This window comes from Bradyrhizobium sp. MI1.10, assembly GCF_055811035.1.
Window position 1 is genome coordinate 1 of record NZ_JBVVPN010000021.1, and the last position, 24770, is coordinate 24770.

The 24770-nt window shown below is 63.2% G+C and carries 27 protein-coding genes and 2 pseudogenes; 11 read left to right on the plus strand and 18 right to left on the minus strand.

Annotated elements, in window-relative coordinates; all coding sequences use genetic code 11:
- The first annotated feature begins 393 nt into the window (after positions 1 to 393).
- Complete coding sequence (locus AC0L3K_RS22165; RefSeq protein ID WP_473366900.1) at positions 394 to 723, plus strand: hypothetical protein; 330 nt, start codon at positions 394 to 396, stop codon at positions 721 to 723.
- 142 nt (positions 724 to 865) lie between these two features.
- On the opposite strand, the gene AC0L3K_RS22170 is transcribed toward AC0L3K_RS22165, so the two are convergent.
- The 3 genes from AC0L3K_RS22170 to AC0L3K_RS22180 are packed head-to-tail and all read right to left on the minus strand — an operon-like array spanning position 866 to position 3176.
- Positions 866 to 1099: a hypothetical protein gene (locus AC0L3K_RS22170; RefSeq protein ID WP_473366901.1), complete on the minus strand. Its 234-nt coding sequence runs from the start codon at positions 1097 to 1099 to the stop codon at positions 866 to 868.
- Positions 1096 to 2076, minus strand: coding sequence for a DUF4238 domain-containing protein (locus AC0L3K_RS22175; RefSeq protein ID WP_473366902.1), 981 nt, complete (start codon positions 2074 to 2076; stop codon positions 1096 to 1098). The genes AC0L3K_RS22170 and AC0L3K_RS22175 overlap by 4 nt, the downstream gene beginning before the upstream one ends.
- Positions 2077 to 2108: 32 nt before the next feature.
- A complete protein-coding gene (locus AC0L3K_RS22180; protein ID WP_473366903.1) occupies positions 2109 to 3176 on the minus strand; it encodes a DUF4062 domain-containing protein in 1068 nt (355 codons plus the stop codon).
- 167 nt (positions 3177 to 3343) lie between these two features.
- Here AC0L3K_RS22180 and AC0L3K_RS22185 point away from each other — a divergent pair.
- From AC0L3K_RS22185 to AC0L3K_RS22200, 4 genes and pseudogenes are all read left to right on the plus strand, one after another.
- Positions 3344 to 3872: pseudogene (locus tag AC0L3K_RS22185) on the plus strand (REP-associated tyrosine transposase).
- Positions 3873 to 4208: 336 nt separating this feature from the next.
- Complete coding sequence (locus AC0L3K_RS22190) at positions 4209 to 5021, plus strand: Crp/Fnr family transcriptional regulator (RefSeq protein ID WP_219685638.1); 813 nt, start codon at positions 4209 to 4211, stop codon at positions 5019 to 5021.
- 197 nt (positions 5022 to 5218) lie between these two features.
- Positions 5219 to 6094: a tyrosine-type recombinase/integrase gene (locus AC0L3K_RS22195; protein WP_473366904.1), complete on the plus strand. Its 876-nt coding sequence runs from the start codon at positions 5219 to 5221 to the stop codon at positions 6092 to 6094.
- Positions 6095 to 6106: 12 nt separating this feature from the next.
- On the plus strand, positions 6107 to 7306 hold the full coding sequence (locus tag AC0L3K_RS22200) for an IS91 family transposase (RefSeq protein ID WP_473266887.1): 1200 nt from the start codon (positions 6107 to 6109) through the stop codon (positions 7304 to 7306).
- Between the two features lie 416 nt (positions 7307 to 7722).
- Here AC0L3K_RS22200 and AC0L3K_RS22205 read toward each other — a convergent pair.
- Positions 7723 to 7935: pseudogene (locus tag AC0L3K_RS22205) on the minus strand (transcriptional regulator); the annotation flags it as partial.
- A gap of 174 nt (positions 7936 to 8109) precedes the next feature.
- Between AC0L3K_RS22205 and AC0L3K_RS22210 the strand changes: the two are divergent.
- Complete coding sequence (locus AC0L3K_RS22210) at positions 8110 to 9096, plus strand: crotonase/enoyl-CoA hydratase family protein (RefSeq protein ID WP_473366905.1); 987 nt, start codon at positions 8110 to 8112, stop codon at positions 9094 to 9096.
- Between the two features lie 34 nt (positions 9097 to 9130).
- On the opposite strand, the gene AC0L3K_RS22215 is transcribed toward AC0L3K_RS22210, so the two are convergent.
- Complete coding sequence (locus AC0L3K_RS22215) at positions 9131 to 10045, minus strand: LysR substrate-binding domain-containing protein (RefSeq protein ID WP_007596914.1); 915 nt, start codon at positions 10043 to 10045, stop codon at positions 9131 to 9133.
- A gap of 178 nt (positions 10046 to 10223) precedes the next feature.
- Between AC0L3K_RS22215 and AC0L3K_RS22220 the strand changes: the two genes are divergently transcribed.
- Both AC0L3K_RS22220 and AC0L3K_RS22225 read left to right on the plus strand, forming a co-directional pair.
- Complete coding sequence (locus tag AC0L3K_RS22220) at positions 10224 to 10577, plus strand: hypothetical protein (protein ID WP_354128661.1); 354 nt, start codon at positions 10224 to 10226, stop codon at positions 10575 to 10577.
- Positions 10578 to 10592: 15 nt separating this feature from the next.
- A complete protein-coding gene (locus tag AC0L3K_RS22225; protein WP_007596916.1) occupies positions 10593 to 11117 on the plus strand; it encodes a hypothetical protein in 525 nt (174 codons plus the stop codon).
- 112 nt (positions 11118 to 11229) lie between these two features.
- Here the strand turns inward: AC0L3K_RS22225 and AC0L3K_RS22230 are convergent, their stop codons facing one another.
- Genes AC0L3K_RS22230 through AC0L3K_RS22240 form a run of 3 tightly spaced genes read right to left on the minus strand, consistent with a single transcriptional unit; the run spans position 11230 to position 13090 of the window.
- The gene (locus tag AC0L3K_RS22230; RefSeq protein WP_007596917.1) at positions 11230 to 11529 is read right to left on the minus strand and encodes a winged helix-turn-helix domain-containing protein; all 300 of its coding nucleotides are present in this window, start codon (positions 11527 to 11529) and stop codon (positions 11230 to 11232) included.
- A complete protein-coding gene (locus tag AC0L3K_RS22235) occupies positions 11529 to 12083 on the minus strand; it encodes a hypothetical protein (RefSeq protein WP_473366906.1) in 555 nt (184 codons plus the stop codon). The genes AC0L3K_RS22230 and AC0L3K_RS22235 overlap by 1 nt, the downstream gene beginning before the upstream one ends.
- Positions 12080 to 13090, minus strand: a complete 1011-nt coding sequence (locus AC0L3K_RS22240) for an alpha/beta hydrolase (RefSeq protein ID WP_473366907.1) — start codon at positions 13088 to 13090, stop codon at positions 12080 to 12082. The genes AC0L3K_RS22235 and AC0L3K_RS22240 overlap by 4 nt, the downstream gene beginning before the upstream one ends.
- A gap of 137 nt (positions 13091 to 13227) precedes the next feature.
- Between AC0L3K_RS22240 and xseA the strand changes: the two genes are divergently transcribed.
- Entirely contained in the window at positions 13228 to 14850 is a 1623-nt protein-coding gene (gene xseA / locus AC0L3K_RS22245) for an exodeoxyribonuclease VII large subunit (RefSeq protein WP_473366908.1), read from the plus strand.
- A gap of 317 nt (positions 14851 to 15167) precedes the next feature.
- Here xseA and AC0L3K_RS22250 read toward each other — a convergent pair whose 3' ends face one another.
- Both AC0L3K_RS22250 and AC0L3K_RS22255 read right to left on the minus strand, forming a co-directional pair.
- The gene (locus tag AC0L3K_RS22250; protein ID WP_007596920.1) at positions 15168 to 15332 is read right to left on the minus strand and encodes a hypothetical protein; all 165 of its coding nucleotides are present in this window, start codon (positions 15330 to 15332) and stop codon (positions 15168 to 15170) included.
- Between the two features lie 244 nt (positions 15333 to 15576).
- Positions 15577 to 16401, minus strand: coding sequence for a dienelactone hydrolase family protein (locus tag AC0L3K_RS22255; RefSeq protein ID WP_473366909.1), 825 nt, complete (start codon positions 16399 to 16401; stop codon positions 15577 to 15579).
- A gap of 174 nt (positions 16402 to 16575) precedes the next feature.
- Between AC0L3K_RS22255 and AC0L3K_RS22260 the strand changes: the two genes are divergently transcribed.
- Complete coding sequence (locus AC0L3K_RS22260; protein ID WP_007596922.1) at positions 16576 to 16803, plus strand: DUF2093 domain-containing protein; 228 nt, start codon at positions 16576 to 16578, stop codon at positions 16801 to 16803.
- A 16-nt stretch (positions 16804 to 16819) separates the two neighbouring features.
- Here AC0L3K_RS22260 and AC0L3K_RS22265 read toward each other — a convergent pair whose 3' ends face one another.
- A complete protein-coding gene (locus tag AC0L3K_RS22265; RefSeq protein WP_473366910.1) occupies positions 16820 to 17344 on the minus strand; it encodes a hypothetical protein in 525 nt (174 codons plus the stop codon).
- Positions 17345 to 17620: 276 nt separating this feature from the next.
- On the opposite strand from AC0L3K_RS22265, the gene AC0L3K_RS22270 reads away from it, so the two are divergent.
- Complete coding sequence (locus tag AC0L3K_RS22270) at positions 17621 to 17815, plus strand: hypothetical protein (protein WP_083869876.1); 195 nt, start codon at positions 17621 to 17623, stop codon at positions 17813 to 17815.
- 374 nt (positions 17816 to 18189) lie between these two features.
- Here AC0L3K_RS22270 and AC0L3K_RS22275 read toward each other — a convergent pair whose 3' ends face one another.
- The 7 genes from AC0L3K_RS22275 to AC0L3K_RS22305 form a co-directional block, all read right to left on the minus strand.
- Positions 18190 to 18525, minus strand: coding sequence for a GYD domain-containing protein (locus AC0L3K_RS22275; protein WP_007596925.1), 336 nt, complete (start codon positions 18523 to 18525; stop codon positions 18190 to 18192).
- 306 nt (positions 18526 to 18831) lie between these two features.
- Entirely contained in the window at positions 18832 to 19848 is a 1017-nt protein-coding gene (lpxK, locus tag AC0L3K_RS22280) for a tetraacyldisaccharide 4'-kinase (RefSeq protein ID WP_473366911.1), read from the minus strand.
- On the minus strand, positions 19841 to 21187 hold the full coding sequence (locus AC0L3K_RS22285) for a 3-deoxy-D-manno-octulosonic acid transferase (RefSeq protein WP_473366912.1): 1347 nt from the start codon (positions 21185 to 21187) through the stop codon (positions 19841 to 19843). Before AC0L3K_RS22285 ends, lpxK begins: the two co-directional genes overlap by 8 nt.
- Positions 21150 to 21863: a lysophospholipid acyltransferase family protein gene (locus AC0L3K_RS22290; RefSeq protein WP_219685580.1), complete on the minus strand. Its 714-nt coding sequence runs from the start codon at positions 21861 to 21863 to the stop codon at positions 21150 to 21152. The genes AC0L3K_RS22285 and AC0L3K_RS22290 overlap by 38 nt, the downstream gene beginning before the upstream one ends.
- Complete coding sequence (locus AC0L3K_RS22295) at positions 21860 to 22102, minus strand: DUF4170 domain-containing protein (RefSeq protein ID WP_007596929.1); 243 nt, start codon at positions 22100 to 22102, stop codon at positions 21860 to 21862. The genes AC0L3K_RS22290 and AC0L3K_RS22295 overlap by 4 nt, the downstream gene beginning before the upstream one ends.
- A 60-nt stretch (positions 22103 to 22162) precedes the next feature.
- Positions 22163 to 22981 (minus strand): inositol monophosphatase family protein, encoded by an 819-nt coding sequence (locus tag AC0L3K_RS22300; protein WP_473366913.1) that lies wholly within the window; start codon positions 22979 to 22981, stop codon positions 22163 to 22165.
- Complete coding sequence (locus tag AC0L3K_RS22305; RefSeq protein WP_473366914.1) at positions 22968 to 24371, minus strand: TldD/PmbA family protein; 1404 nt, start codon at positions 24369 to 24371, stop codon at positions 22968 to 22970. Before AC0L3K_RS22305 ends, AC0L3K_RS22300 begins: the two co-directional genes overlap by 14 nt.
- Between the last annotated feature and the right edge of the window lie 399 nt (positions 24372 to 24770).

Genomic DNA, 24770 nt, shown 5'->3' on the forward strand with positions numbered 1-24770 from the left:
GAATCGGGGTGGGGCTCAAGGGGGTGTTGCCGCGAACTCCCCGTCGTTCAGAAGCGCGCCCACCTGCGCGCGAGCCCGGAATCCATCGGGCCGGGCCATGCGCAGATCGGTTGGCGACGGTCCGGAAGCTATTTCCGCTCTCGGCGGAATGACGAATTGCCGAGCTGAACGCCGCAACGAACCTTAGATCAATCCGTTACGAGGCCGCAACGAGGGCACCACGCACACGTCGGAACTCCCACCGATTCCATCTTGCATGGCTGGTGGAGGACGTCGGCGCACTCATTCACAGCGAAAGCGTTCCTTGAGGAGGAACCCCTATCTCGACTTGCCAGCAGTGTACTTCGCCAACTAATCGTCAGCGAGGATAGTGGGGTTGGGGAATCATCTGAAATGCGCATTGTTGTGTTGGCCGTGGGACTTGTCATGCTCTCCGGTTGCGTGAGCACCGAAGATGCCGGCGTCAGAGCGGCTAAGATGGAAGCTCAAGACGATGCTTCTTGCAGGCAGTTGTCGGCGGGCAAGGGCACTGAGGCCTACACCCAGTGTCGTAAGAACCTTCTCTACTATCGTCAGCAAGCTGCCGTAGAGGATCAGCAGAAGGCAGAGCGCTCCCGGAGGGTCTCCGAGGGACTGATGGAAATGAGCCGGTCCCTCCAGAGCATCAACCCGCCACCGCAGGAGGTGAACGTCAATGTCACATGCACCTTCGGGTGTCGCTGAGAGCCCGAAGCGAGCGCCGGGTTTACAAGCAAAGCCGCGGAACCGGCATTTAGGTGTTAAGGCGAGAGTGCACTGATTTCCAAAGTCGGTGCAGCTGATACTATTTAGTGCACTGTCACCGTAATTCATCAGTTGACACCGATTAGTGCACTGTCCGCAATCCCGAAGCCGCGAGCCGGATCCATCGGGCCGCGCCATGCGCAGAACGATCGACCACGCTCTGGAATCTATCTCCGCTTTCGGCGGAACGACGAACATTGCCGATGCTGAACGCCGCAACGAACGTTGGAAGGATTTGTAACAGCAACTGCAAAAGCAAATAGACCCGTTTTAGAATTTCAGCGATTCCTTTGGCGTGGCTCGTTGGCACGATCATTCCTGTGGCTCGCTCTTCGATTCAGCCCGGCGATACAGGAAACGAGTGTCAGTCATCAGGTCCGCTTCAGTGCGAAGCGGCTCGTGGTACTGCATAGAGTATTTGAAGTTCCTGTCGAGCGCGTAAACTTGGCGCTCGGCATAGGCAATGGTAGCTCCGTTCAATGAGGCGACAGCCACCTCGTTGACATCCTGCTCCCCGTTCTCAACTTCAAAAGCACCGATAACAGCGAGGGCGGGAGAAATTGGAAAGACAATCTCCGTGTTCGGTAAAGCAAGGCCAGGGCCGTAGAAACCACCGCGCATCTTCGGGTCCGACCACATCAAAGTGAATGGGTGATCTGATGTGATGAATCCACCCGAATCGCCCGGCGCACGAAGCAAACGCCATCCTCTACGGAAGAGTAACGGCAAGGTGCTCTCAAATACTTGCATCTCGCGCTCAATCTGAGCCTCACGGTTAGCCTCAACACGGTACTGCTCAGACTTGAAGAACTTCTTCATTTCCTCGTAGCCGACTTCAGGCAAAACCGAGCCGGCCGCGCGCGTTGTCTTCACGTGGCGTTCGTACGACTCTCGCGACGAGAGGATGAGGTCCATCGTAATCTTCGCTGTCTGCTCAAGGGCCGACCGCATCATCTCGCGTAGGCGTGGACTACGGAGCGCTTGCAGCCCGATGAAGTTCAACAGGTAGGCCCGGTCGTCGTCGTTTGAGAGCGAACGCGTGGCGATGATTCGCCCCAGTGCGCCGGCTAGCTCGCCTTCAAACCCGGCCATCGAGTTCTCGAAAGCATCGGGCGGCTCACCTTCGGCCTCAAACCGGTTGAAGTCGCGCTCTGCACCGACGTTGTCGATCCCTGTACGGAATGCAGACTTGCTGACGCGGTCGTACACCCGTATCTGCGGCACCTTTTTATGCGGCCCGGCAAAATTCTTCAGGTAGCACTGAGAGACGAAGTGGTGCCTTCGAGCTGTCACCGGGCTATACCTATTTCGGGGGGCTTTGATTGTCAGGTATCTAGGAAATCCCACTCGTCTCCCAGCACCCAGTTAAGCGCCGATAGCTTCCCGTTCACCATGCCCCAGTCGAACGTATCCCAACCGAGGTTCTTTTTGCCGTACTTGCGCTCGATACGTCGTGCTGCTTTCCTGGCGGTCGCGAAAATCGTCTTTTGAGCTTCCTTAAGTTTCTCTTCTCCGCTGGCCAGCCTCTCCAGCCAGATCATGTGCCGATTCCACCAGACCTTTTCCCAAAACTCTTCGCGCGCGGCCAATAGGTCTTTGTCGTTCCGACGCAAGATCATGTGCCACGGCTCGCCATCGGGGTCTTCGTCGTTGGGCAGCACTTCAACCTTGTCGCCGTTCTTCAGGTAAATGATGGGGTGGCCGTTCGGCCCGGTCTCACCGGGCTTGATAGGATCTGATGTTTGGGCTTTCGAACGTTTTGCCCCGAGCATCTGCTCACTGAACTTCGCGAACTCTTCTGGGCTGATGTTCTCGTCTTTGTGGAGCTTGAACAATTCCGTCATTCGTCGCTGCTGTTCAAGCCGGTCGCGCTTCGGCTTATCGACCTTGAGCTCACGCACCTGGTCCGTGAGGTTTCGGAGGAGTTGGTCCCTCAGGGATTGTATTGTGGCGAACTCGCCGACCAGCGCACTGGACAGGGTCTGCTTCTTGAACGCCTTGAGCTTCGCATGTTGCTTTGCGTCAATCCGGGCGGGGTCAATGGGCCGCCGGGAGAAGTAGAGAAGAGCCGGCTTTGAGGCCGCGACGAACTGATCGAACTCCTCGATGGTCCCGGATTCGGCAACGCCAGTGCTGGTCCCGACGCGCGTCCAGAACATCCCGAACAAGATATCGCACTTGGATACAAGCTGGTCGTTGATGGCCTGTTGGGGTCGGGTTCGGCTTTGCGGCCGCGCGTGGGTTTCCCACCGAACCGGTAACAGGACGACGCCTTCTGCAGCGGCGTGCTGGGCGTTCCAGTTATTTATTACCTCGGTCGCGGCGTCGCGTTCCTCGGTCAGATCGGATGGGGAGGCGATGAATACCCGGAAGACTTGCGCGTTGAAGGTCATGGGGTGCCCAAGAATCGATCGAAACGGCAGTCTACGGAGGCCGGAACTGCCTGCAAGCCAGACAGTGCACTAATTTCCAAAGCCAGCGCAGTTGATACCATTTAGCCCGTAGAATGGGTTGAGCCCTTGCGAAACCCATCGCACTTGTTTCGTGGTAACGTCCCGTCATGACCTCGTACCGCCGCAACTTCGTTTGGGGTGGGTGTTTCTTCTTCACCGTCAACCTCGCGGAGCGGAAGCTAGCGTTGCTGACGGATCATATCGGGTTGTTGCGCACGGCGTTTCGTGAAACGCACCGACGCCATCCATTCACGACCGATGCCATCGTGGTGCTGCCCGATCACCTTCACACGGTGTGGACGTTGCCAGAAGGTGATGCCGATTTTTGCAATGCGCTGGCAGTTGATCAAATCCACCTTTTCGCGCGGTCTGGCGCGCAACGAGAGAATATGCCCAAGCCGCGCGGCTAGAGGTGAACGGGGCATCTGGCAACGCAGATATTGGGAGCATACCATTCGCGACGAAGCCGATGTCGCGCGGCATGTACATATCAATCCGGTCAAGCACGGGCTCGTCGACAGAGTCCGTGACTGGGCGCCCTCCTCGTTTCATCGCCACATAAAGCTCGGCAATTACCCGGCCGATTGGGCCGGCGATCAGTCGCATGACGGCCGCGATTTCGGAGAACGGGGATAGAGAAGCGATTGGGTTTCGCAAGGGCTCAACCCATCCTACGAGCTGAAGACGTCAGTTAGGAAGCCAAGAGCGGGCGCTTCCGGAACCATCATCGCTCGATCATCCCGCAGGCCTCGCTCGCCGAGTCGCACAACGGGCGTGAATAGTATGATGTATGCAAGATCCTGCTTGCGCGGCGAGACGCCGGCAGTGTCTCCGCAAATGTCCGTGCTTGATCTCGACCAATGGCTCTGTTTGGATAGTTGCGTTTCGCGCAACTCGTATTCGGATAATCATAGTGAATGAAAGAGATGGATACCGGCGTTCAATGGATGCTCTTTCACAAGAGAAAGCATCGTGACCCTCTACCGTACCGGCATCGGGAATCGGCTTTTGGCGGCGCTGCCGCCGGCGGATCTCGGCTTGCTCACGCCCCACTTCCGGAAGGTCTCCTTTGGGCCAGATGCCGTTTTGGTGCGCTCGGGCGACGAGATGGACCCGGTCTATTTTCCCCATAGCGGCGCAATCGCCTTCATGCTCGATATGCCGGACGGGCAAACGGTCGCAACCACCTTGATGGGACGGGAAGGCGCTTTGGCCTCTTTCTCCGTACTCGGCCCATCGCTTTCATCCGTGACCGCGATTGCACGCATGGCGGGCACAGCATCATTGATTTCCGCCGCCAAATTTCGGGATGCCTATGCGCAAAGCGCGGCCATCAGGAATGTTGTTCAGCTCCACGCCCGCGCGGTGTTATTGCAACTCCAGCACGTAGCCGCTTGCAACGCGCTGCACCGGGTGGATGGCCGCATGGCGCGGTGGCTTCTGCAGCTTCACGACCGCGTTCCCGATGACCTCCTCCCGGTGACGCAGGAGGCGCTTGCGCAATTGCTTGGGGTGCGGCGGACGACAGTGACTCTGACGATGAGCAAGCTACGCGAGGCCGGAGCCGTCCCCTCCGACCGGCGCGGATTTGTTGAGATCGATCGGGCGCGGCTCGAGAGGGTCGCATGCGACTGCTATGCGCTTATGCAGCGCAAGATCGATCGGATGTATTGCCAGGAATTGTCGGCGCCCCAACCTACCCGTGCGCCGTTCCGGGAAAGCGCCATCGTCTCGTCCGGCGGAGCGAGGGGTGAATCCAGAGCCGTTTCGCGGGCGGAGAAGTAGAGACCATGCGATGACCGCCTTCGGTCAGAAGCTGCCATTAGGTAGCAGGCCGGCGCAGGTCCGCAACGGGTCAACGGACTAAACCGCTCGCGCGGTAGGGCGCGACGGCCGGCAGCACGGCTGAGAGGATAGCGCAACGAGGCGTCCTGTCTTGAGATGAGGGGTTCGCAACCTTCACCCAAGACAGGAGCATCCCCATGACCGACGAGGCAGTGAGCCCGCTGCGCCGGCGCATGATCGAAGACATGACGATCCGCAAGTTCGCGCCGAAGACCCAACATGACTACGTGCAAAGGGTCAAGAACTTCGCTGCGTTCCTCGGGCGATCACCCGATACGGCGAGTTTTGAAGACGTACGGCGCTACCAGCTGCATCTGGCATCGAGCGGCGTTGGCGTGCCGACCATCAACCAGACCGTCTCGACATTGCGGTTCTTCTTCCGGGTCACGCTCAAGCGCCACGAGATCGTCGAGCACACCCACGTCATTCACGAGCCGCGCAAGCTGCCGGTGGTGCTGAGCGTCGAGGAGGTGGCGCGGCTGCTCGATGCCGCACCGGGGCTCAAGTACAAGGCGGCGTTGAGCGCGGCCTATGGCGCCGGTCTGCGCGCCGCCGAGGTGGTCTCGCTCAAGGTCTCCGACATCGACAGCAAGCGGATGATCATCCGCGTCGAACAGGGCAAAGGCGGCAAGGACCGCAACGTCATGCTGTCGCCCAGCCTGCTTGAGCTGCTACGCGCCTGGTGGAAGGTGGCGCGACCGCAGGGCTGGCTATTCCCGGGCCGCGATCCGGCGCAGCCGATGACCACGCGCCAGCTCAATCGCGCCTGTCACGCCGCCGCGCAGATGGCGGAGATCAACAAGCGCGTCTCGCTGCACACCTTGCGGCACAGCTTCGCCACCCACCTCTTGGAGCAGAACATCGATGTCCGCGTCATCCAGGTGCTGCTCGGTCACGCCAAGCTCGACACCACGGCGCTCTACACCCGGGTCGCCACCAAGACGATCAGCGAGGTCATGAGCCCGCTGGAGCACATCGCGATCAAGCTGAAGGAGGCCCGGCCGCCCGGCTGACGCGGGGCCGGCGTGTCTCGTCCGGCTCTGGAGGTTGCGGATATCTTCCGCGGCCATGGTCCGGCATGGCGTCAGGCCCATGCCGGCCATGTCAGCCTCGACCAGTTGAAGGTGATGTCGGCGATCGAGAGCTGCCGCACGGCAGCCCTCGGCGGCCATGTCGCCCGCTGCGAGGACTGCGCCTACACGTCCATCGCCTACAATTCCTGCCGCAACCGGCACTGCCCGAAGTGCCAGGGCGCCGCGGCGAAGCAGTGGCTCGCCGACCGCCAAGCCGAGCTGCTGCCGGTGCCATATTATCACGTCGTGTTCACGCTGCCGGCTCGGATGGCCGACATCGCCTACCACAACAGGGCTGCCATCTACGATCTGCTGTTCAAGGTCTCGGCCGAGACGATGCTGACGATCGCCGCAGACCCGAAGCATCTGGGCGCCAGGATCGGCATCACGTCCGTGCTGCACACCTGGGGCTCGGCCATGACCCACCACCCGCATGTGCACATGATCGTGCCGGGCGGCGGCATCTCGCCCGACGGACAGCGCTGGGTGTCCTGCCGGCCGGGGTTCTTCCTGCCGGTGCGCGTGCTCTCACGCCTGTTCCGGCGGCTGTTCCTGGAGCGCCTCGCCGCCCTCCACCAGGCCGGGCGCCTGAGCTTCTTCGGCAACGACGCTCATCTCGCCGCGGCGCAGTCATTCGCCGCTTTGCTCGCAGAGTCGCGCAAGACGGATTGGGTCGTCTACGCCAAGCGTCCGTTCGGCGGTCCCGACGCCGTGCTGGCCTATCTGTCGCGCTATACCCACCGCGTGGCCATCGCCAACAGCCGCCTGATCGCCTTCGACCGGCACAGCGTCACCTTCAGATGGAAGGATTACCGCGTCGAGAGCCGTGACCGTCAAAAGCGGATGACGCTTGCGACAGACGAGTTCATCCGCCGCTTCCTCATCCACGTGCTGCCAAAAGGCCTTCACCGCATCCGCCATTACGGCCTGCTGGCACGGGGCGTCTGCGCCGACAATGTCGCACGCGCGCGCGAACTGCTCGCCGTCAGCGATCGTGAGGATGAACCGACCGAGACCATCGTCGACAGCGGCAAGCCGCCGTGTCCATGCTGCGGCGGCCGCATGATCGTCATCGAGGTTTTTGAGCGAGGTGCAATGCCGCACCGTCAATCGACCGCGCCAATCAGCGCCATCAGGATCGACACCTCATGACCGCGCATCGGCCATTCCGCAAACCTGCTCGTCATGCCCGCCGCTCATCGACCGGCCACGGCAGAGCGCACCCGAACGCTCATCGGTCGTCGCCCACCCGTCGAGCATTGATCGCGTTCGACAACGCCCACCGCCCAATCACCGACCGCGCCACCGTCACGCAGCTCGCTGCATCGCCTCAAACTCCATCACCCAGCTCGCCTGCAGCGCCCAAATCCCCATAGAGCCTGCCGCACCAGTCCTGCCCACCATGCGCGGTTTCCTCCCTTGGAGGCTTTCGGACGCCGGCCGCCCGAATGTGCCGCGCCGTCAATCATGCGGCCGGCATCCGAAACCCTTCACACAAGCCGTCGATCACGCCCGTGGTGGGAGACTTCCGCTTTGCGTTAGTAAGCCGACGTTTATGAGCACACGTCCTAGCTCTGCTTCCCCGCGATGATCTCCTGCAATGTCGCAACATGCCGCGCGAAAGCGACGCGGCCGGCGGCGGTGGCGGTGACGGTCGTCTGCGGCTTCCAGCCGACGAAGGCCTTCTCCACCGACACGTAGCCCGCCTTGGCCAGCGTCTCGATATGCGCGCCGAGATTGCCGTCGTTGGCGCCGGTGAGCTTCTTCAGCGGCGCGAATTCGGGGCGAGGCGAGTCATCTCATGGCTTGACATCGCAGGAATGAATGTCGCTCGCCATATCATTTGACTGTGAAGTTCTCCTTCACGCCCTGTGAGTTTTATCCTGGATAGCCCCTGTCGAGCATGCGTCCTATCTCTCCTCAGCAATTTCAAAGCTCTCACAGGAGACACTGAGATGAACGACATCCCCGCAAAGCGCGATGAACTCCACCAGAAAGAAGTTTATTCGCCGCCTTCTCGACGGCTTTCTGAGCAGAACGCGGGCGGAATACATCGCCGAGCGTTTCTAGCTGCAAGTGCAGGCGCCACGGTTCTGCTTGGGGGCCCGAGTTCTGCGCAGGTCCAATCCCCGGTTGCCTCTGCTCCAACGGGTTCGGGCACAATGCCAAGCAATGTCAGAGTGGAACGCGTGGACGGCTCAATTCTGCTGATCGGCATTCGGCAGGAGACCGACGGTGTCGACCTATCAAGCGTCATTGGCTTGGGTCGCCTGATGTATATGCTCGACCACGATGACGCGCTGCGCGTCGCAGTCCTCTACTCCCAAGGCTCCGACTTCGTTGGCGGTGTGCTCGATCCTGACAGCTGGGCGCCAGTCTTGCGCACGGGCAAGTTCCCGGAAATGTCTGAGTTCATCAATCCCGTCGGCACGATACCTCCTCGCAGGCAGAAGCCACTCGTCGTCGCCGTCCAGGGCAAATGCCAGGGTGCAGGCCATGAGCTTTTCCTGGCGGCAGATGTCCGCGTTGCAGCGAGCGATACCGTGTTCGCCCAACCAGAGGTCACCCGCGGACACTTCCCTGCTGGGGGTGCACCGATCACGTTCGTCCGGGAGGCGGGTTGGGCGAATGCGATGCGCTACATGCTGACAGGCGACGAATGGAGCGCCGATGAGGCCTACCGAATGGGATTGGTTCAATACGTGACGCCGCCCGGAAAGCAACTTGATCGGGCGATCGCAGTCGCTCGCAAGATATCGGCCGCGGCTCCGCTTGGAATTCGAGCGACAATCGCCTCGGCCCATCGCGCGCTGAGCGAAGGTCAGGAAGCCGCGTACGCGGCGCTGTTTCCTGAACTGGCTCGATTGGCTCAGAGCGACGATCACCAGGAATATTTCCGGGCGCTTGGGGAAAAGCGTGCTCCTGCCTTCCGCGGGCGCTGACCGCCACACCGGGGCGGCCCAGTGAGTGCAGGCGTCAACGGCGCCGAGACTTGGCGTGATGGTCAATGAAAGCGCGCAGTTTCGGCAAGATTTGGCGCTTGCTCGGATAATAGAGAAAAAGGCCGGGCGTTGTCGTGCCAAAGCGCGTCAACACCGCCTGCAATCGGCCCTCCGAGATATGAGCCTTAACAGGTGGGCCAGGCACCTGCGCAAGTCCCAAACCCTCCACTGCCGCTTCGATCAGCGTCGGATAATCGTGCGCGACAAGCGGACCCGAGACGACTGCCTCGATCGTTCTGTTGCCGTCGAGAAACGACCACGGCACGACTGATCCGTTCGGCCGGCGCAGACGCAGGCAGGCATGGCCACGCAGGTCGTCGATAAGCTTCGGTCGTGTCCGTGCGCGCAGATAATCGGGACTCCCGACAACGACGAACGGGAAGGGCTGGGAAAGCCTGACCACAATCATGTCGGCGTCGATGAACTGACCCATCCGGATGCCGGCGTCAAATCCTCCGGCGGCGAGATCTACTCGCTCCTCGCTGGCAGCGATCTCCACTTCGATCTCGGGATAAGCCTTGCAGAACGAGAGGATGACCGGCTGCAGGATCAGCGGAACGACCGCTCTGGGAACGGCGAGCCGCAAAAGCCCGACGGGACGTTGCCCGAGTTCGCGCACGGCAGCTCCGGCCGCGATGAGCTCTTCAAAGGCTGGTCTGGCGCGGGACAGGAATTGCTCGCCAGCTTGAGTGAGGCCGACACTGCGCGTTGTGCGAACGAACAGGGCAACGCCCATGCGCGCCTCGAGCGCGCGCACCGCCTGGCTCATCGCCGATGGGGTGATGCCCAGCTCTGCGGCCGCCTTTCGAAAGCTGCGGTGCCGGGCAACGCTGAGGAATGCCTCCACACCATCGATCGTGCCCTGCTTCATTGTGAAGTTCTGCTTCATGGCTTGTCCACTTTATAGCGGATAGTGGACCGACGAAAGCTTTCTTAAGTTCAGTTGCAGAGCGAGACGCCACGCCGGCGGGTGACTTGGTTGCCTATCGCGCCAGAGTCGGAGCCTGAAAACGATGACGCAAGTCCGGAACGCCGCCCTCACCTTCATCCTCATAGGAGCCCTTGCCATGACTGAAGCATCCATTGCCCAAACACAAAACCTATCGCCCGTAACAACTGGAGTGATGGTTATCCTGACGGCCAAGAGCAACGTCACACGCGAACAGGTCATGGCTGTAATGCCGGCCGAAGTCCGACAGACCGTGCAGCTCTACGTCGGCGGGAAAATCCGGGAATGGTTCTCGCGTGCCGATGGCCGCGGTGCTGTCTTCTTGCTCGACACCAGGGATGTCGCGGAAGCGCACGCGATCATGGATGATCTGCCGCTGGCCCGGCAAGGCCTCGTCGATCACGAGTACATCGCGGTCGGTCCGTTGCTGCCCCTTCGGTTGCTTCTGGCCAGCCCGGAACGCCCGCAATAGCGAGGAGGCAGAGAAATGCCCGCCATCAACCTGCCATTTGTTCTGAGCGTCGTCGGCGCCTTCCTGACAAGTTCAGCGATCGGTTACATCTATGTCTGGCCATGGCTGCGTAGCCTGCCGCGATTTGAGGCTTTGCGATTGATTGCGGCCTTTCATGCCTTCAGATTCTTTGGGATGAATTTCCTGGTGACTGGATTTGTGTCGCCGGAATTGAATCCGGATTTCGCCCGTCAGGTCGGATGGGGCGATTTCATCGCCGCGGCCTTGGCCCTTGGCTCGATGGCGGCACTCTCCCGGCGCTGGTCGATCGCCATTCCAGCTGTTTGGGTCTTCAATGTCTGGGGCACGATCGACCTCCTGAACGCATACTACATGGGAGTGACACAACTCAGAGATCCCGGTCTGATGGGCGCAGGGATTTACGTGCCCGCACTTTACGTCCCCTTGCTACTTGTCAGTCACGTTCTGATCTTTCTGCTTCTGTTTAAGGTCGGACCAGCGGAAGAATACTCGTCGACTCCGGCGCCGGCTCGCAACTAAGTCTCTTCGCATCCCGTACAACCCGGTGACGTATGCGCAGCATAGCGATGTGGGCCTGGTGGCAAGCGAACAACGAGCGCGCCAGCTTCGGAAGATCAGACCTATTGGAAGATCAGACCTGCTTCCCCGCAATGATCTCCTGCAACGTCGCGACATGCCGCGCGAACGCGCCGCGGCCTGCCGCGGTGGCGATGACCGTGGTCTGCGGCTTCTTGCCGACGAAGGCTTTTTCCACCGATACGTAGCCCGCCTTGGCCAGCGTCTCGATATGCGCGCCGAGATTGCCGTCCGTCGCGCCGGTGAGCTTCTTCAGCCGGGAAAACTCCAATCCTGTCGCGGCCGGCAGCGCGTTCAGTGCCGCCATGATCTTCAGCCGCAACGGCTGGTGGATGATGTCGTCGAGCTCGGCCATCAGATCCGCCGCATCCAGAGGCCGCCGAGGATCAGGCCTCCGCCATTGACGAAGGCCATCCAGAGCGGGAACGCCTCGCCGATGTAGAAGTAGCCGATCAGCGTCAGCGCGGAGATGCCGACACCGATCGCCATGAAGGCATAGCCGAACCAGAGACCGGCCAGCGTATAGAACAGCATGAAGTAGAGCGGCCAGAACGTGCCGAGCTGGCGCGGGCCGAAGTGACCGATCACGTTGGTGCAGAGATAACCGAAGGCGAAGAACAGCACGAACACCAGAAGCAGTCTGACGTTGAAAGCGGCGCCATGGGAGTGATGCGGCGGATTGAAAATGCGCAGCTCCACCAGACCGCCGGCGCCCAAAGTGTCCGCGGCGACCCAGGCGTAGACCGCATAGACCGGCCAAAGCCAGGTCACGAGATTGGCCGCGAACACCAAGAGGCCCCACCAGACGGCAGCAAAGCTCGCCAGCTCATAGAGCTGCGATTGCTTCACGCGCTGGACGATGTCGTCGATATCGGCCAGCGCCGCGGACGCTTCCTTGCTGTCGATCATGACTGCCTTGCCCCGCGCGTCGCCACATCGTCGGCGATGACCGAAATCGCCTTCGGGTTGGTGACGATGCCCATATGGTTGATGCCGTCGATGATCTTGACATCGACCGACGGTTTGATGGCCTGCACGACTTCCGCATATTTGTCCGAGATCATCATCTCGTCCTCGGCGCCGCCGAAGATCGTTACGGGGCGTGTCGTCGCCGGAAGATCGATGCGATAGCCGCGCGTCGCGAAATTGCGCGTCAGGCGATCGGAATAGGTGGAGACGAGGTACTTTGCCGAAGTCGCGGGCACGGCGAGCGCGAGCACCGGAAGCTGCGAACAGCAGTCGATGCCGAGCTTGCGCAGCGTGGCGAGCGCGAAGAAGCGCGGCAGGTCGACATTGGCCCAGCCGCCGGCATGCGGCTTATTGGTCGGGGCGTCATAGCCGAGATATGGCGCGAGCAGCACGGTGCGCACGAACATGTCCTGCATGATCGGTGTCGCCGCGATGCGCAGCGAGAAGCCGGCGCCGGCGGAATGGCCGATCAAGGTGAGCGGCAGCTCCGGCGCGGTCTTGCGCACCTCGGCGACAAAATCGACGAGGTCGTCCTCGAGCTGGCCGACATAGCCGATGTCGCCGCGCGTGCCGGAGCCGCCATGGCCGCGGATGTCGAGCGCCCAGGTCTCCACTCCGCGCGAGGCGATGGCATGGGTCAGGGCATGATTGACGGTGCCGCTGGAGCCGGACGAGCCATGGATGAAGATCGCGCCGCGGCCGGTCGCGGGGCCGTTGGCAGCGTAGTGGCGGAAACCGATCCAGGTGCCGTCGCGGGCCTGGAAGCGCTCTAGGGGCGGGAGGGTGGACCAATCGATGCCCTTGGCGGAGTCGGAGACCGATCGCATCTCCGGCGGCCGCTCCAGCGGCGTTGCGATCATGGCGGCCAGGATCAGCGCCACGCCGCCGACCGCACACAGGGCCCATTTCAGTCCGTTCAACACGCCGCGCAGCAATCGAACTGCCATGATCCACTCCCCTCAAACCGATCAACTATAGAGAACTCTATATGACAGAGTACTCTCTTGGTCAATCCCCGGATTGGCGCGGCGCCGCAAAAATCCTTAACGTCGGGTCTGATCCCCAAATGCCGAATCGTTTGCCGATGCCTTCAGCGGAACCCCTGCTCAACACACCCGAATTCACCGTTTCCGAGCTCTCGCAGTCCCTGAAACGGACGGTTGAGGACACCTACGGCCATGTCCGGGTCCGCGGCGAGATCTCCGGCTTCCGCGGCGCGCATTCCTCCGGCCATTGCTATTTCGCGCTCAAGGACGAGAGCGCCAAGATCGAGGCGGTGATCTGGAAGGGCGTGCACGGCCGCATGCGCTTCAAGCCCCAGGAGGGGCTCGAGGTCATCGCCACCGGCAAGCTCACGACCTATCCGGGCTCCTCGAAATACCAGATCGTGATCGAGGCGCTGGAGCCGGCCGGCATCGGCGCGCTGATGGCGCTGATGGAGGAGCGCAAGCGGAAGCTCGCCGCCGAAGGCCTATTCGACGAGGCGCGCAAACAGCTTCTGCCGTGGCTGCCGGAGGTGATCGGCGTGGTGACGTCGCCGACCGGCGCCGTGATCCGCGACATCCTGCATCGGCTGGAGGACCGCTTTCCCCGCCACGTGCTGGTGTGGCCGGTGAAAGTTCAGGGCGAAGGCTCGGCCGAGCAGGTCGCGGCCGCGATCCGCGGCTTCAATGCGCTGCCGGAGGGCGGCAAGATTCCGCGCCCGGACGTGCTGATCGTCGCGCGCGGCGGCGGCTCACTGGAGGATCTGTGGTCGTTCAACGAAGAGATCGTGGTCCGTGCCGCGGCCGAGAGCATGATCCCGCTGATCTCGGCGGTGGGGCATGAGACCGACATCACGCTGATCGATTTCGTCGCCGACAAGCGCGCGCCGACGCCGACGGCGGCCGCCGAGATGGCCGTGCCGGTGCGCAGCGATCTCTTTGTCGAGGTCGGCGATCTCGGGCGACGCACCCGGTCCTGCTGGCAACGCGGCCAGGAGAGCCGTCGCAGCGAGCTGCGTGCGGCCGCGCGCGCGCTGCCGGCCGCCGGCGATTTGCTGGCGATCCCGCGGCAGCGGCTGGATTCGGCGGGTGCGTCCCTGCCCCGCTGCCTCAAGGCCAACACGCATGCGCATTTCCGCAGGTTCACCGCCGCAGGCGCCAAGCTGACGCTGCGGGTGCTGCATGGCCAGATCGCGCAGGCCGATCATCGCCTCACGGTGTGCGGCGAGCGACTCGGACTGTCCACGCGCTCGCTGCTGCGGCGGCGGCGCGACCGCTTCGCCGGGCTGGAGGTGCGGTTGCGTGCCTCAAAGCTCTCGAATGCGCAGGCGCAGCGCAACGCGATTGCGCGCCAGCGCGAGCGCACGCATCGCCTTGCCGAGCGCGCGGGCCGCGCGCTGGTGACGCTGTTGCAGCGGCTGGATGCCCGCGTCGAGAACAGCGGCAAGCTGCTCTCCGCGCTGTCTTATCGCGGCGTGCTCGCGCGCGGCTTTGCGCTGGTGCGCGACGGGGCCGGCCATCCCCTGCATTCGGCAGACAGCGTCGGTCCCGGCGCACGGGTTGAGATCGAGTTTGCGGATGGGCGTGTGGGTGCGACCGCGGATGCGGATCGTGCAGCACCGACGGCAAAACGCGCGCCGGCGCAAGCCAAGGCGGCGGCGCAGGAGGCGAAGCCAGCGCCAAAGCGCGTGGGCAAGCCGGTGGATCAGGGGAATTTGTTTTAGAGCGCGAGCGCGTCGCGCCACCCTCGACAGAGTATGTAGGACGCGCGTGCCACACACTTGCCGTCGTCCTGGCGAAAGCCAGGACCCATACCGCGAGGTCTATCGGGTACGCGTGGTGTCAGTCCCGAACGACCAGTCTTCGCCAAACTACTCCCTGGGGTAATGGGTCCTGGCTTTCGCCAGGACGACGCTGGGAGAGAGAGCGCCTCACACGTCCGTCGTTGTGCTCGCTGTCGTAGCCCGCATGAGCGTAGCGACATGCGGGACCAGCGGCCTTGGATATCGCTACGCTCATCCGGGCTACAAGACTGCGCGTCTCAGCGGCAGGACAAGCCCGCGTCGATCGTGGTCCAGAAACCGCAATGTTCCGGCGCGAGTTGTGGCGCGCCGGCATGGGCTTCGAACAGATGGGCTTCGAACAGGAAGACCGCGACGGTGAAAACGATCAGGGCGGAGGAGAACAGGACGAAGCGGTTGCGCATGGGACTGCGTTTAATCGACATCGTGGTCGAATGATGGCGTCGGCACGGGCTGAAACCCACACGGCGCGGGATCCGTAGAGTCACGGTCGGCCATTTTCCGTGCAGGGCGGTGGTCGATGCGGGGCTGTCCGCTGTTGTTCCCAAGGGCGGCCCCGCTCGGCACATGTAGCCCGCACGAGCGCAGCGATATGCGGGACGGACCTACCCGGATATCGCTACGCTCATCCGGGCTACGGCACTGCGGTCACCGCGCCAGCCACTCCGCAACTTCCTTCTGCGATTCCGCGCGCGCTGCCGCATCGGTGCCGAGATGGCCGTGCTCGGGCGTGGCAGCGTCGGTGCTGCCGGCAGCTGCGTGCAGCGGCGTGTTGGCGCGGTCGAAATCGTGATAGGCGCCGGGATAGACCACGATGCGCGCGAGCGCGCTGCGGCCATGCGCACCATCGACCATCTGGCGGCAGGCCGGCGGCGACGAGACGTCGTCATTGCCACCGATCAGCACCAGCGTCGGCACCCGTGTGCTCCAGCCGAGGCCTGCGGAAATCCTGCAGTCCGGATAGAACGCGATGGCGGCGCGGAAATCCGGGCCGACCTCGCGCGCAAGGTTTTGCGGACGCACGGCCCAGAGCAGCGCGCTGGCGCCATTCGCCCAGCCCATCAGGCTGACGCGGTCGCGCGCAACCCAGCTCTGTTTCATCAACCAGGCGCGCGACGCCGCGATATCGGTGACGCGTTCGCGCCGCGCCTTGACGTGGATGTCCTTGACGCGGCATTGCGGCCCGAGCTCACGCGAGCCGTAGCTGTCAGGGAGCAGCACGGCGTTGCCGGATTTGAGCAGCCGCTCGGCCCAGTCGCGATAGCGCGGCAGCACCGAATCGGCATGGCCACCGAGGCCGCCGCAGCCATGAAGCGCGATCACGGTCGGAAACGGCCCCGCGCCCTCGGGCTTGTAGAGCTGCGCATGCAGCACGCCGGACGCCAGCGGAATCTCGACCGGCTGCGGCGCCGGCGACGCTTGCGCGGCCGAGATCAGGAACGTCAGGAACAGGGCGGTTAACGGAAGGCGCATCGAACTTTGCCGTTGGATCCTTCGCTCAAGCACTATCACGCGGAAACGGCGCCAAAACATCACAAACCGGTGGGTTTACCGGGCGGACAAGCCACCCTATTTATGCTACATCCCGTCCAACACATCGTGCCCTCCAAGATGCCCCGGAGCGGCCTTCCACGGAGACTTTCGACCGTGCTGAACAAGTTCGGCCCCTCGGGCCATGGCGAAGCGCAGGTGCAATATCTCGACGGCGACTTCCGTGTGATCTCGCCGGGGACCTTCGTGCGCTGCGCGATCACCGATACGCGCATCCCGCTCGACGAGTTGAAATACTGGAGCGTGGATTTGCAGGAAGCCTACGCCACGCCCGCCGCCGTGCTCGAGCGCCATTACCCGGGCGCGCCCAAGCCGCAAGCGTGAGGCCGCGGCCGCGCGTCTAGTGCTGATCCGCGCCATCCGCGCCCACGCAGGTTTTGATGAAACTCTTCCTGGGCTCGCCGACGATCTTCTGATCGATCGCCTGCTTGAGGCAATCCAGCCGCGCCTGCGCCATGCAGAGCTGCATCTGGTCGCGCTTGTCCTGTCCCTTCAGGTTCTGAGTCGTCGCGAGGCAGGTGACGCGCTTGGTCGCGGGCACCGGCACGGTGGTGGTTTGAGGAGCCGGCGGAGTCGTTTGTGCAAACACCGGCGCAATGATCAGACACACAAGGCTGGCGGCAACGGCGGCGAACGGCAACTTCATCGAACTCTCCTGGTCGTCTGAAACGGTTAGGAGTTTTGCGATGAACGACGCGTGAATGGCAGGCTGCTGTCGGATGGGCAAAGCGCAGCTGCCCTGCCGGCACAGCACGAGCGGTGCAGCTTTTTCACGAGGCATGTTCGCACGCACCAGAAATGCTGCTCGCACAGCCGAGACGATTTCCGTTATGCCGATCCGCGTTGCATCGAAGAGTGCTTGCACTCCGTGGTTAGCCATTTCGCGTTGTGGTTGGATTCTTTGTTGCGATTGGCGCTCTTAGGTTGTTTGACGAAGTCTTGGTGAAACAAAGCGCCGCTATGCTTCATCTTAGGTAATTGGCCCTGCTCTTTTTATCGCACAGACAATCAAGTCAACCAAACGGCCACTGAGCTCTGGAATTGGCGCAGTCTGTGAACGGGCTCATATCGAAGAGCCATCTGTCGGGCTACGATCACCTCGAAAATTCGCGGTGGATTATTTGTAAATCGAAAATCAACGATGGGGGTGATCATGCCCACCATATTAGACCTGCTCTATCGTGAATATTGCCGCGCCCGCCTCGCTGAAATGCGGAAACAGCTTCTGATCGCAGCTGAACGCTTTGAAGCTCTCGAAGCGCATCATCATCCGGATCAGGGTGACGATGAGAGGACGGACACACAGCGCAAGACCGGTCGCCGCGCGCCGAATTGAAGCGGCCCGAGACCGGCGATCTCTCCCGCGTAGCAGTGACCAAGCAGTTGGCAACAGTTTGGGAGGCAGCAATGAATACACCCGAGTACTATACCGCCATGGTAGCCTGCGCCTCGTGCCTGACCATTATCGGATTGATGGCCGTTGGGGCGTGGTGAGCATGATTGACTGCTGAACCGCAATCGCAGGCCGTTGCCGAGGTCGCTGGCAAGCACGTCCGGTCGGACGACGGCGCGGACGCAGCACGCAGCGTACAGCATGGTTCGTCAACGGAGGCTGGAAGGCCTTCGCCTCGGCTTGCAAACATTATTCCTGCTGTGAGGTGAGCGTTGCCGCCGTTTCGGACTGCGGCGGCTTCGCTTCAGATCCGGATGTCAGCTTCCGGGCGGGGTATACGAAGAGCGCAGCTTCGCCGCGTTCTGGCGGACCTGCTTGATCTCGTCCTGCGTGAACAGCCGCGTCAGTTTCACGTTCTGCAGGGTGCCCGCCGTGACGGTCAGGCCGGAAATGGCCGGAGCCGCACCCGGATCAGGCACATCGAAAATCACCAAAACGCCTGGGCCGTCGGCCGCAACGCTGAACATCGAAATCAGCTTTCCGCCGGCCGCTTCGATAAGTTTTCTTGCCGCCTCCTGACGATCGGTCTTGGGGTTCTCCAAAATGGCATTGAGAGCGCGTGGTGTGTATTGTCCGGTGAGGCAAAAATGCATGGCATGTTCTCCTCTGGGTTTTTGGCAATGACTTTCCCTGCCGTTCCGAACTCGTCGTTACGGCCGCTGCATCTGAAATGATGAAGGTACTGCCCGCCGTGGGCATAAACGCCGTCGATGATTTCCGGGAGTTCGGCACGTCCCGGTGACGGCTCTCATGAAACGCTACATCAACTCCCGAACGTGCGGAAGAGAATTCGTCAGCCGCGACATGTCACCTCGGTTGCCACATATCGCACCCGCGCATGAAATGCTTTTCGTCACACCGTGCGTCCACAACGAGCGCGGTTCGCCCGCCGTCCGACATTATCGCCTGCCGAATCTTCGCTCGCGCGCCTTGTAGAGATGATCGCTGATCAGTTGCCGGAGCGTAGCCGGGTCGTCGAACTCGAGCTGGACGGCGAACGGCACGATGCCGTCCGGCACGCCTTCGCGGCCGTGCAGACGCGCGAGATCCTTTTCCGTCGTCACCAGTGTTTGCTGCTCGCGCTGCGCCTCCGCGGCGAGAGTTGCGATCTCGTCGTTCGAAAACATGTGATGATCGGCGAAGGCGCGCGTGCGTGCGACTTCGATACCGCCAGCGCGCAAGCTGCGGAAGAACCGTTCGGGATCGCCGATGCCGGCGAACGCGAACACCGGCTTGCCCAACAGTCTAGCGACCGACCCGGCGTCGGGTTTCAGCCGCGCGCGCAGCTCCGGCTTGTTGCGCCTGGCAAGCTCGGCGGCGACAGCGTCGGCGGCGCGGCCGCCGCCGATCAGGACCAGCGCGTCGGTGCGCGCAAGCTGCGCCTTCAGCGGCGCACGCAGGGGACCGGCCGGAAACACCTTGCCATTGCCGAGGCCGCGCTCGCTGTCGATCACGATCAGCGAGGCGTCCTTGAGAAGACGCGGGTTCTGGAAACCGTCGTCCATCAAAATCACGGTGGCGCCTTGCGACTTCGCCAGCACGACGCCGTCGAGACGGTCGCGCGCGACCGTGACAGGGACGTCGCGCGCCATCATCAGCGGCTCGTCGCCGACGTCGGACGCGGTGTGACGCATGCTGTCGACCATCACCGGGCCCTTGAGGCTGCCGCCATAGCCGCGGCTGAGCACCACCGGCGTCTCGCCGAGCTCGCGCAGGAGCTTCGTCAGCGCCAGCACGGTCGGCGTCTTGCCGGCGCCGCCGACATGATAGTTGCCGACGCAGATCACGGGGATGCCGGCGTCGACGCCCTCGCGCAGCATCCGCCGTTCCGTGATCGCGCCGTAGAGCGCACCCAGCGGCCCCAATGCGTACGATTCGAGGGAACGTGGCCGGTACCAGAAGGCCGGCTCACGCATTGGCGGCCCCCATCTCGATCCGCAACTGCAAGAGATAAGGCTCGAGCGCGGTCATGGTGCGGTTGAGCGCGCCGCCGAGATCCTCGACCACGCCGGCGCCCGACTGCTGGACGTTCTTTCGCACGGCAGGATCGGCGAGCAGCTTGCCGAGCTGCTTGATCAGTAGTTCCTGCGTGTCGGCCTGGCGCGCGCCGCCGCTGTGATCGAGCGCCTCGTAGACGTCGGCGAAATTGAAGACGTGCGGACCATGGACGATGGCCGCGCCGAGCTTGATCGCTTCGATCGGATTCTGGCCGCCATGATGGATCAGCGATCCGCCCATGAACACGATGTCCGAGAGGCGATAGAACAGGCCGAGTTCGCCCATGGTGTCGGCGACATAAACGTCGGTGGTCGCCGTCGGCAGCTCGTCGCGCGAGCGCAGGGCTGGCTTCAGGCCGGACGCCGTGATCAGGCCTGTGATCGAGGAGCCGCGATCCGGATGGCGCGGCACGATCACGGTCAGGAGCTGCGGGAAGAAACCGGTGAGGCTGCGATGCGCCGCCACCAGCATCTCCTCCTCGCCCGGATGGGTCGAGGCCGCGACGATGATCGGACGCCCGCGCGTCATCGCCATCAGCCGTTCGAGCTTGGCGGGGTCGGCCGGCGGCGCCGGCACGTCGAGCTTGAGATTGCCCGTGGTGACGACGTCGCGGCCGCCGAGCGTCGAGAAGCGCTCGGCATCGGTCTTCGACTGCGCCAGACAAATGTCGAACCGCGACAGCAGCGCCGAGATGGTGCCTTGCATCCGGCGCCAGCGCGGGAACGAGCGCGGCGACATCCGCCCGTTGATCAGCACCATCGGCACGCGGCGCGCGGCGCCGGCCAGGATCAGGTTCGGCCACAGATCGGATTCGATGAACAGCGCCAGCGACGGCTTCCAATGGTCGAGGAAGCGCGCGACATAACGCGGGGAATCATACGGCACGTATTGATGGATCACGTCGGGCGGAAAACGCTTTGCCACAATAGCAGCCGACGTGACAGTGCCCGAGGTGAGCAGAATGCGCAGGTTCAGATCGCGCAAGCGCTCGATCAGCGCCGCCGCGGCGAGGACCTCGCCGACGCTGGCGCCGTGAATCCAGACCAGCGGACCGTGCGGCCGCACGTCCCGGGACAGGCCCCGCCGTTCGCTGACCCGCGCGGGATCTTCCTTGCCCTGCTTCAGGCGCCGCTTGATCAGCACAGGCGCGAGCGGCACCAGGCCACGCGCCAGGCGCCGGTACATCCGCAGCGTCAACGGCAGCGAGCCGGGCAGCGATTTAGGCATCTGCAGGTCCCGGCCGGCCGAGCTGTGCATAGGCTTGGCGGGTCGCCTCGTTCAAGGTCTCCTCCAGCTCGAGCCGCAGCGCTTCCATGGTGGCGGCGTTCGCATCCGGCGGAACGTGGATTTCCTTGATGCCCACCAACGCGCCCCGCCCGAACGGCAGGTTGATGGTGGTGCGGTCCCAGTTCTTGAGCCGGACGAAGCGGCTGGTCGCCATCGCAAAAGGCATGATCGGCCGCCCCGATTCCCGTGCCAGCATGATGATGCCGAGCCCGGCCACGCGCGAGCGCTTGGGGACGTCGGCGGTCAGCGCGACATTACAACCGTCCTGGAGCGTCCGCACCATTTCCTTGAAGGCACCGACCCCGCCCTTGCGGTGAAACGCGCCGCCATGGTCGCCGGACCCGCGGATGGTGCCGATGCCAAGCCGCTCGGCGGCAATCGCGTTGAACTCGCCGTCGCGGTGACGGGAGATCAGGACCCTCGCCTTGTACCAGTCCTTGTTCTTGATGAAGGGGGTGAGGAAATGCTGGCCGTGCCAAAACGCGAAGATCGCCGGAATTTGCGGCTCGACGCGCTCATAGACGTCGGGCGGATCGAACGTGAATTTGTTCGTCCGCCAGACCAGACGCAGGTATTCCGCCGCCAGGATTCCGACGGCACGCTGAACGAAGCTGCTCCTCAGCGTATTGCGAAGCAGCTTTTTCAACGCGCCGGTTCTTGATTCGGGTCGAGCAGCCGGTGGAGATGGACGATGAAATAGCGCATCTGCGCGTTGTCGACCGTGCTCTGCGCCTTGGCACGCCAGGCGGCGTGCGCGGTCGCATAGTTCGGATAGAGGCCGACGATCTCGACGTCGTCGAGGTTCTTGAAGGTGTTGTGCTCGAGATCGACGAGCTCGCCGCCGACGACGAGGTGGAGCAGTTGTTGCGGGGCACTATCTGGCATCGGTTCTGTTCCTAACGGGCTGCCCGGCAAAGCAGTGTTCGACAAGCACGAGAAAGCGCTTCACGGCAAGGGGCGGTCTCGAAAATGCGAGACAATGTTCGCATGACGATCGCGACCCGCTGCCACCAGCACCCCATGCGTGACTTGCCGGCGGTTATAGAGGATGGGATCTCCGGAGAGATCGCTCATCCTACCATCGGCTTCCTGCACGATCAAATCCGCCGCCGCAAGGTCCCAATCATGACTGTTGCCGCCCGCAAAAGCCGCATCCAGCGCGCCATGGGAGACCCGGCACAGCCGCAGCGCGAGCGAACCGATTCGCGGATGCAGCTTGATCTCGCCCAGTGACGGCTTCAGGCGCTCGACCAGGGGCTTCGGACCCGCGACACGCGAGAAGTCGAGCTCGGACCCAGCCGTCGCCCGCACCGGCACATCGTTGAGGGTCGTGCCCTGGCCGCGGGCGGCGAAGAAGAACTCATCGCTGGTCGGCGCGAACACCGCGGCCAGCACCGGCGAGGCGTCCTCAACCAGCGCGACGCTGACGCACCATTCGTCGTGGCCGTTGAGGTAGTTGCGGGTGCCGTCGATGGGATCGACGATCCAGGTCATCCGCCGCGACAGCCGCACCTCATCGTCGGCGCTCTCCTCCGACAGCCAGCCATAGTCGGGCGTCGCCGCGCGCAGGCGCGCTTCCAGGAGATCGTTGACGGCGATGTCGGCTTCCGAGACCGGCGAGGACGCGCCCTTGGTCCACTTCTTCAGCTCGGTGCGGAACATCGACTGCGCGAGTGCGCCCGCCTCCCGCACCGTGTCTTGCAGCAGCGCCGCGTCGCGCGTCAGGATGGCTTCGCCTGTTGCGTTCGCGTCAACGTCCGCCAAGCGTCAAACCCTCGATGCGCACCGTCGGCGCATTGACGCCGTAGCGGAACTCGAGATTGTTCGCCGGCTGCATCGACTTGAAGATCTCGAACAGATGGCCGGCGATCGTCACCTCGCTCACGGGATAAGTGAGTTCGCCGTTCTCGATCCAGAAGCCGGAGGCGCCGCGGCTGTAGTCGCCAGTCACGCCGTTGACGCCCGAGCCGATCAAATCGGTAACGTAGAAACCCTGCTTGATGTCGGAGATCAGTTCGGCCGGCGTCGGCGTGCCGGGTTCAAGATGCAGATTATACGGCCCGGGCGACGGCGAGGAGGAGACGCCGCGATGGGCATGGCCGGTGGTGGTGAGACCGAGCTCACGCGCGGTGGCGCAATCGAGCAGCCAGGTCGTCAGCACGCCTTCGTCGATCAGCGCGATCTTCTTCACGGCGACACCTTCAGCGTCGAACGTCTGCGAGCGCAGGCCGCGTTTGCGCAGGGGATCGTCGATGATGCGGATGTTCTTGGCGAACAGCTGCTGGCCGAGCTTGTCCTTCAGGAAGCTGGTCTTGCGCGCAATCGAAGCGCCGTTGATGGCGCCGACGACGTGACCGACCAGCGAGCCCGCGACGCGCGGATCGAACACCACAGGCACTTTGCAGGTCTCGACCTTGCGCGGATTGGCGCGCGCCACAGTGCGCTCGCCCGCGGAACGGCCGACGATCTCGGGCGACAGCAGATCGGCACCATGCGGCGCCGAGGTGAAATCGTAGTCCCGCTCCATGCCGGTGCCGTCGCCGACAATGGCGGTGGCGGAGATGCCCTGGCTGGAACGCATGTAAGAGCCGTGGAAGCCGGTGCTGGTGACGAGCACCATGCCGCCCATTCCGGCAGAGGCCGAGGCGCCGCCGGATTTGGTCACGCCCTTCACTCCGAGCGCCGCAGCCTCGGCTTCGAGCGCGCGGCGCTCGAGTTCCGAGGTGGCGGGCACGTCAGGGTCGAGCAGATCGAGATCGGGGAAGTCGCGCGCGAGCAATGCGGGATCGGCAAGGCCGACATATTTGTCGTCGGGCGCAACACGCGCCATCGCAACCGCTCGCTCGGCAAGCTTGGTCACGGCATCGCCGCTGGCGTCGTTGGTGGAGACCACCGCCTGGCGCCGGCCGACCAGCACGCGCAAGCCGACATCATCGCCCTCGGAACGCTCGGATTCCTCGACCCGGCCGTCGCGGACCTCGACGCCTTGCGAGACGCCACGCACGGCGACCGCATCGGCCGCATCCGCGCCGGCGCGCCTGGCAGCCTCCACCAGCCGCTGCGCGAGATCGGAGAGCGCAGACTGGTCGAACAGGTTGCGGCTGGCTGTGGATGAATCCTTGGGTGAAAGCGTCGAGCTTGGTGAAGGGTTCACAAACGAAATCCTGTTGGGGCGGGCTGCGGGACCGGAACCCACAGATGTGCCCTGATCGCGCGGACTTCAAGCATTTTCAGCCCACCAAAAGCTCAGATTCGCACCTTGCGCGCAACGTCTCGTCAATCATGCGCGCCAAGGTCTTGTCAATCATGCGCGGCGGTGAGGTTGGATTAACCAGCCTTTTTAAGCGATTTCGGAAAGGCCCGCGCTAAGGTCCTCGCATCGACCGGGAACATAATCCTGGCGGGGAGAACTAAAGCCGTGAGGCGTCAAACAGCAACAAGCGGGATCACTCCCGCCGGGGGGGGGGGGGGGGGGGGGGGGGGGGCGCCCCCCCGCCGCGGGGGGGGGGGGGGGGGGGGGGGGGGGGGGGGGGGGGGGGGGGGGGGGGGGGGC

Bases quoted from the DNA above. Each gene is read 5' to 3' on its own strand.
- AC0L3K_RS22165 (WP_473366900.1), top strand. From the start codon at position 394: ATGCGCATTGTTGTGTTGGCCGTGGGACTTGTCATGCTCTCCGGTTGC.
- AC0L3K_RS22170 (WP_473366901.1), bottom strand. From the start codon at position 1,099: ATGATCGTGCCAACGAGCCACGCCAAAGGAATCGCTGAAATTCTAAAA.
- AC0L3K_RS22180 (WP_473366903.1), bottom strand. From the start codon at position 3,176: ATGACCTTCAACGCGCAAGTCTTCCGGGTATTCATCGCCTCCCCATCC.
- AC0L3K_RS22195 (WP_473366904.1), top strand. From the start codon at position 5,219: ATGACCGACGAGGCAGTGAGCCCGCTGCGCCGGCGCATGATCGAAGAC.
- AC0L3K_RS22210 (WP_473366905.1), top strand. From the start codon at position 8,110: ATGAACGACATCCCCGCAAAGCGCGATGAACTCCACCAGAAAGAAGTT.
- AC0L3K_RS22215 (WP_007596914.1), bottom strand. From the start codon at position 10,045: ATGAAGCAGAACTTCACAATGAAGCAGGGCACGATCGATGGTGTGGAG.
- AC0L3K_RS22220 (WP_354128661.1), top strand. From the start codon at position 10,224: ATGACTGAAGCATCCATTGCCCAAACACAAAACCTATCGCCCGTAACA.
- AC0L3K_RS22225 (WP_007596916.1), top strand. From the start codon at position 10,593: ATGCCCGCCATCAACCTGCCATTTGTTCTGAGCGTCGTCGGCGCCTTC.
- AC0L3K_RS22230 (WP_007596917.1), bottom strand. From the start codon at position 11,529: ATGGCCGAGCTCGACGACATCATCCACCAGCCGTTGCGGCTGAAGATC.
- AC0L3K_RS22235 (WP_473366906.1), bottom strand. From the start codon at position 12,083: ATGATCGACAGCAAGGAAGCGTCCGCGGCGCTGGCCGATATCGACGAC.
- AC0L3K_RS22240 (WP_473366907.1), bottom strand. From the start codon at position 13,090: ATGGCAGTTCGATTGCTGCGCGGCGTGTTGAACGGACTGAAATGGGCC.
- xseA (WP_473366908.1), top strand. From the start codon at position 13,228: ATGCCTTCAGCGGAACCCCTGCTCAACACACCCGAATTCACCGTTTCC.
- AC0L3K_RS22250 (WP_007596920.1), bottom strand. From the start codon at position 15,332: ATGCGCAACCGCTTCGTCCTGTTCTCCTCCGCCCTGATCGTTTTCACC.
- AC0L3K_RS22255 (WP_473366909.1), bottom strand. From the start codon at position 16,401: ATGCGCCTTCCGTTAACCGCCCTGTTCCTGACGTTCCTGATCTCGGCC.
- AC0L3K_RS22270 (WP_083869876.1), top strand. From the start codon at position 17,621: ATGGGGGTGATCATGCCCACCATATTAGACCTGCTCTATCGTGAATAT.
- AC0L3K_RS22275 (WP_007596925.1), bottom strand. From the start codon at position 18,525: ATGCATTTTTGCCTCACCGGACAATACACACCACGCGCTCTCAATGCC.
- lpxK (WP_473366911.1), bottom strand. From the start codon at position 19,848: ATGCGTGAGCCGGCCTTCTGGTACCGGCCACGTTCCCTCGAATCGTAC.
- AC0L3K_RS22285 (WP_473366912.1), bottom strand. From the start codon at position 21,187: ATGCACAGCTCGGCCGGCCGGGACCTGCAGATGCCTAAATCGCTGCCC.
- AC0L3K_RS22295 (WP_007596929.1), bottom strand. From the start codon at position 22,102: ATGCCAGATAGTGCCCCGCAACAACTGCTCCACCTCGTCGTCGGCGGC.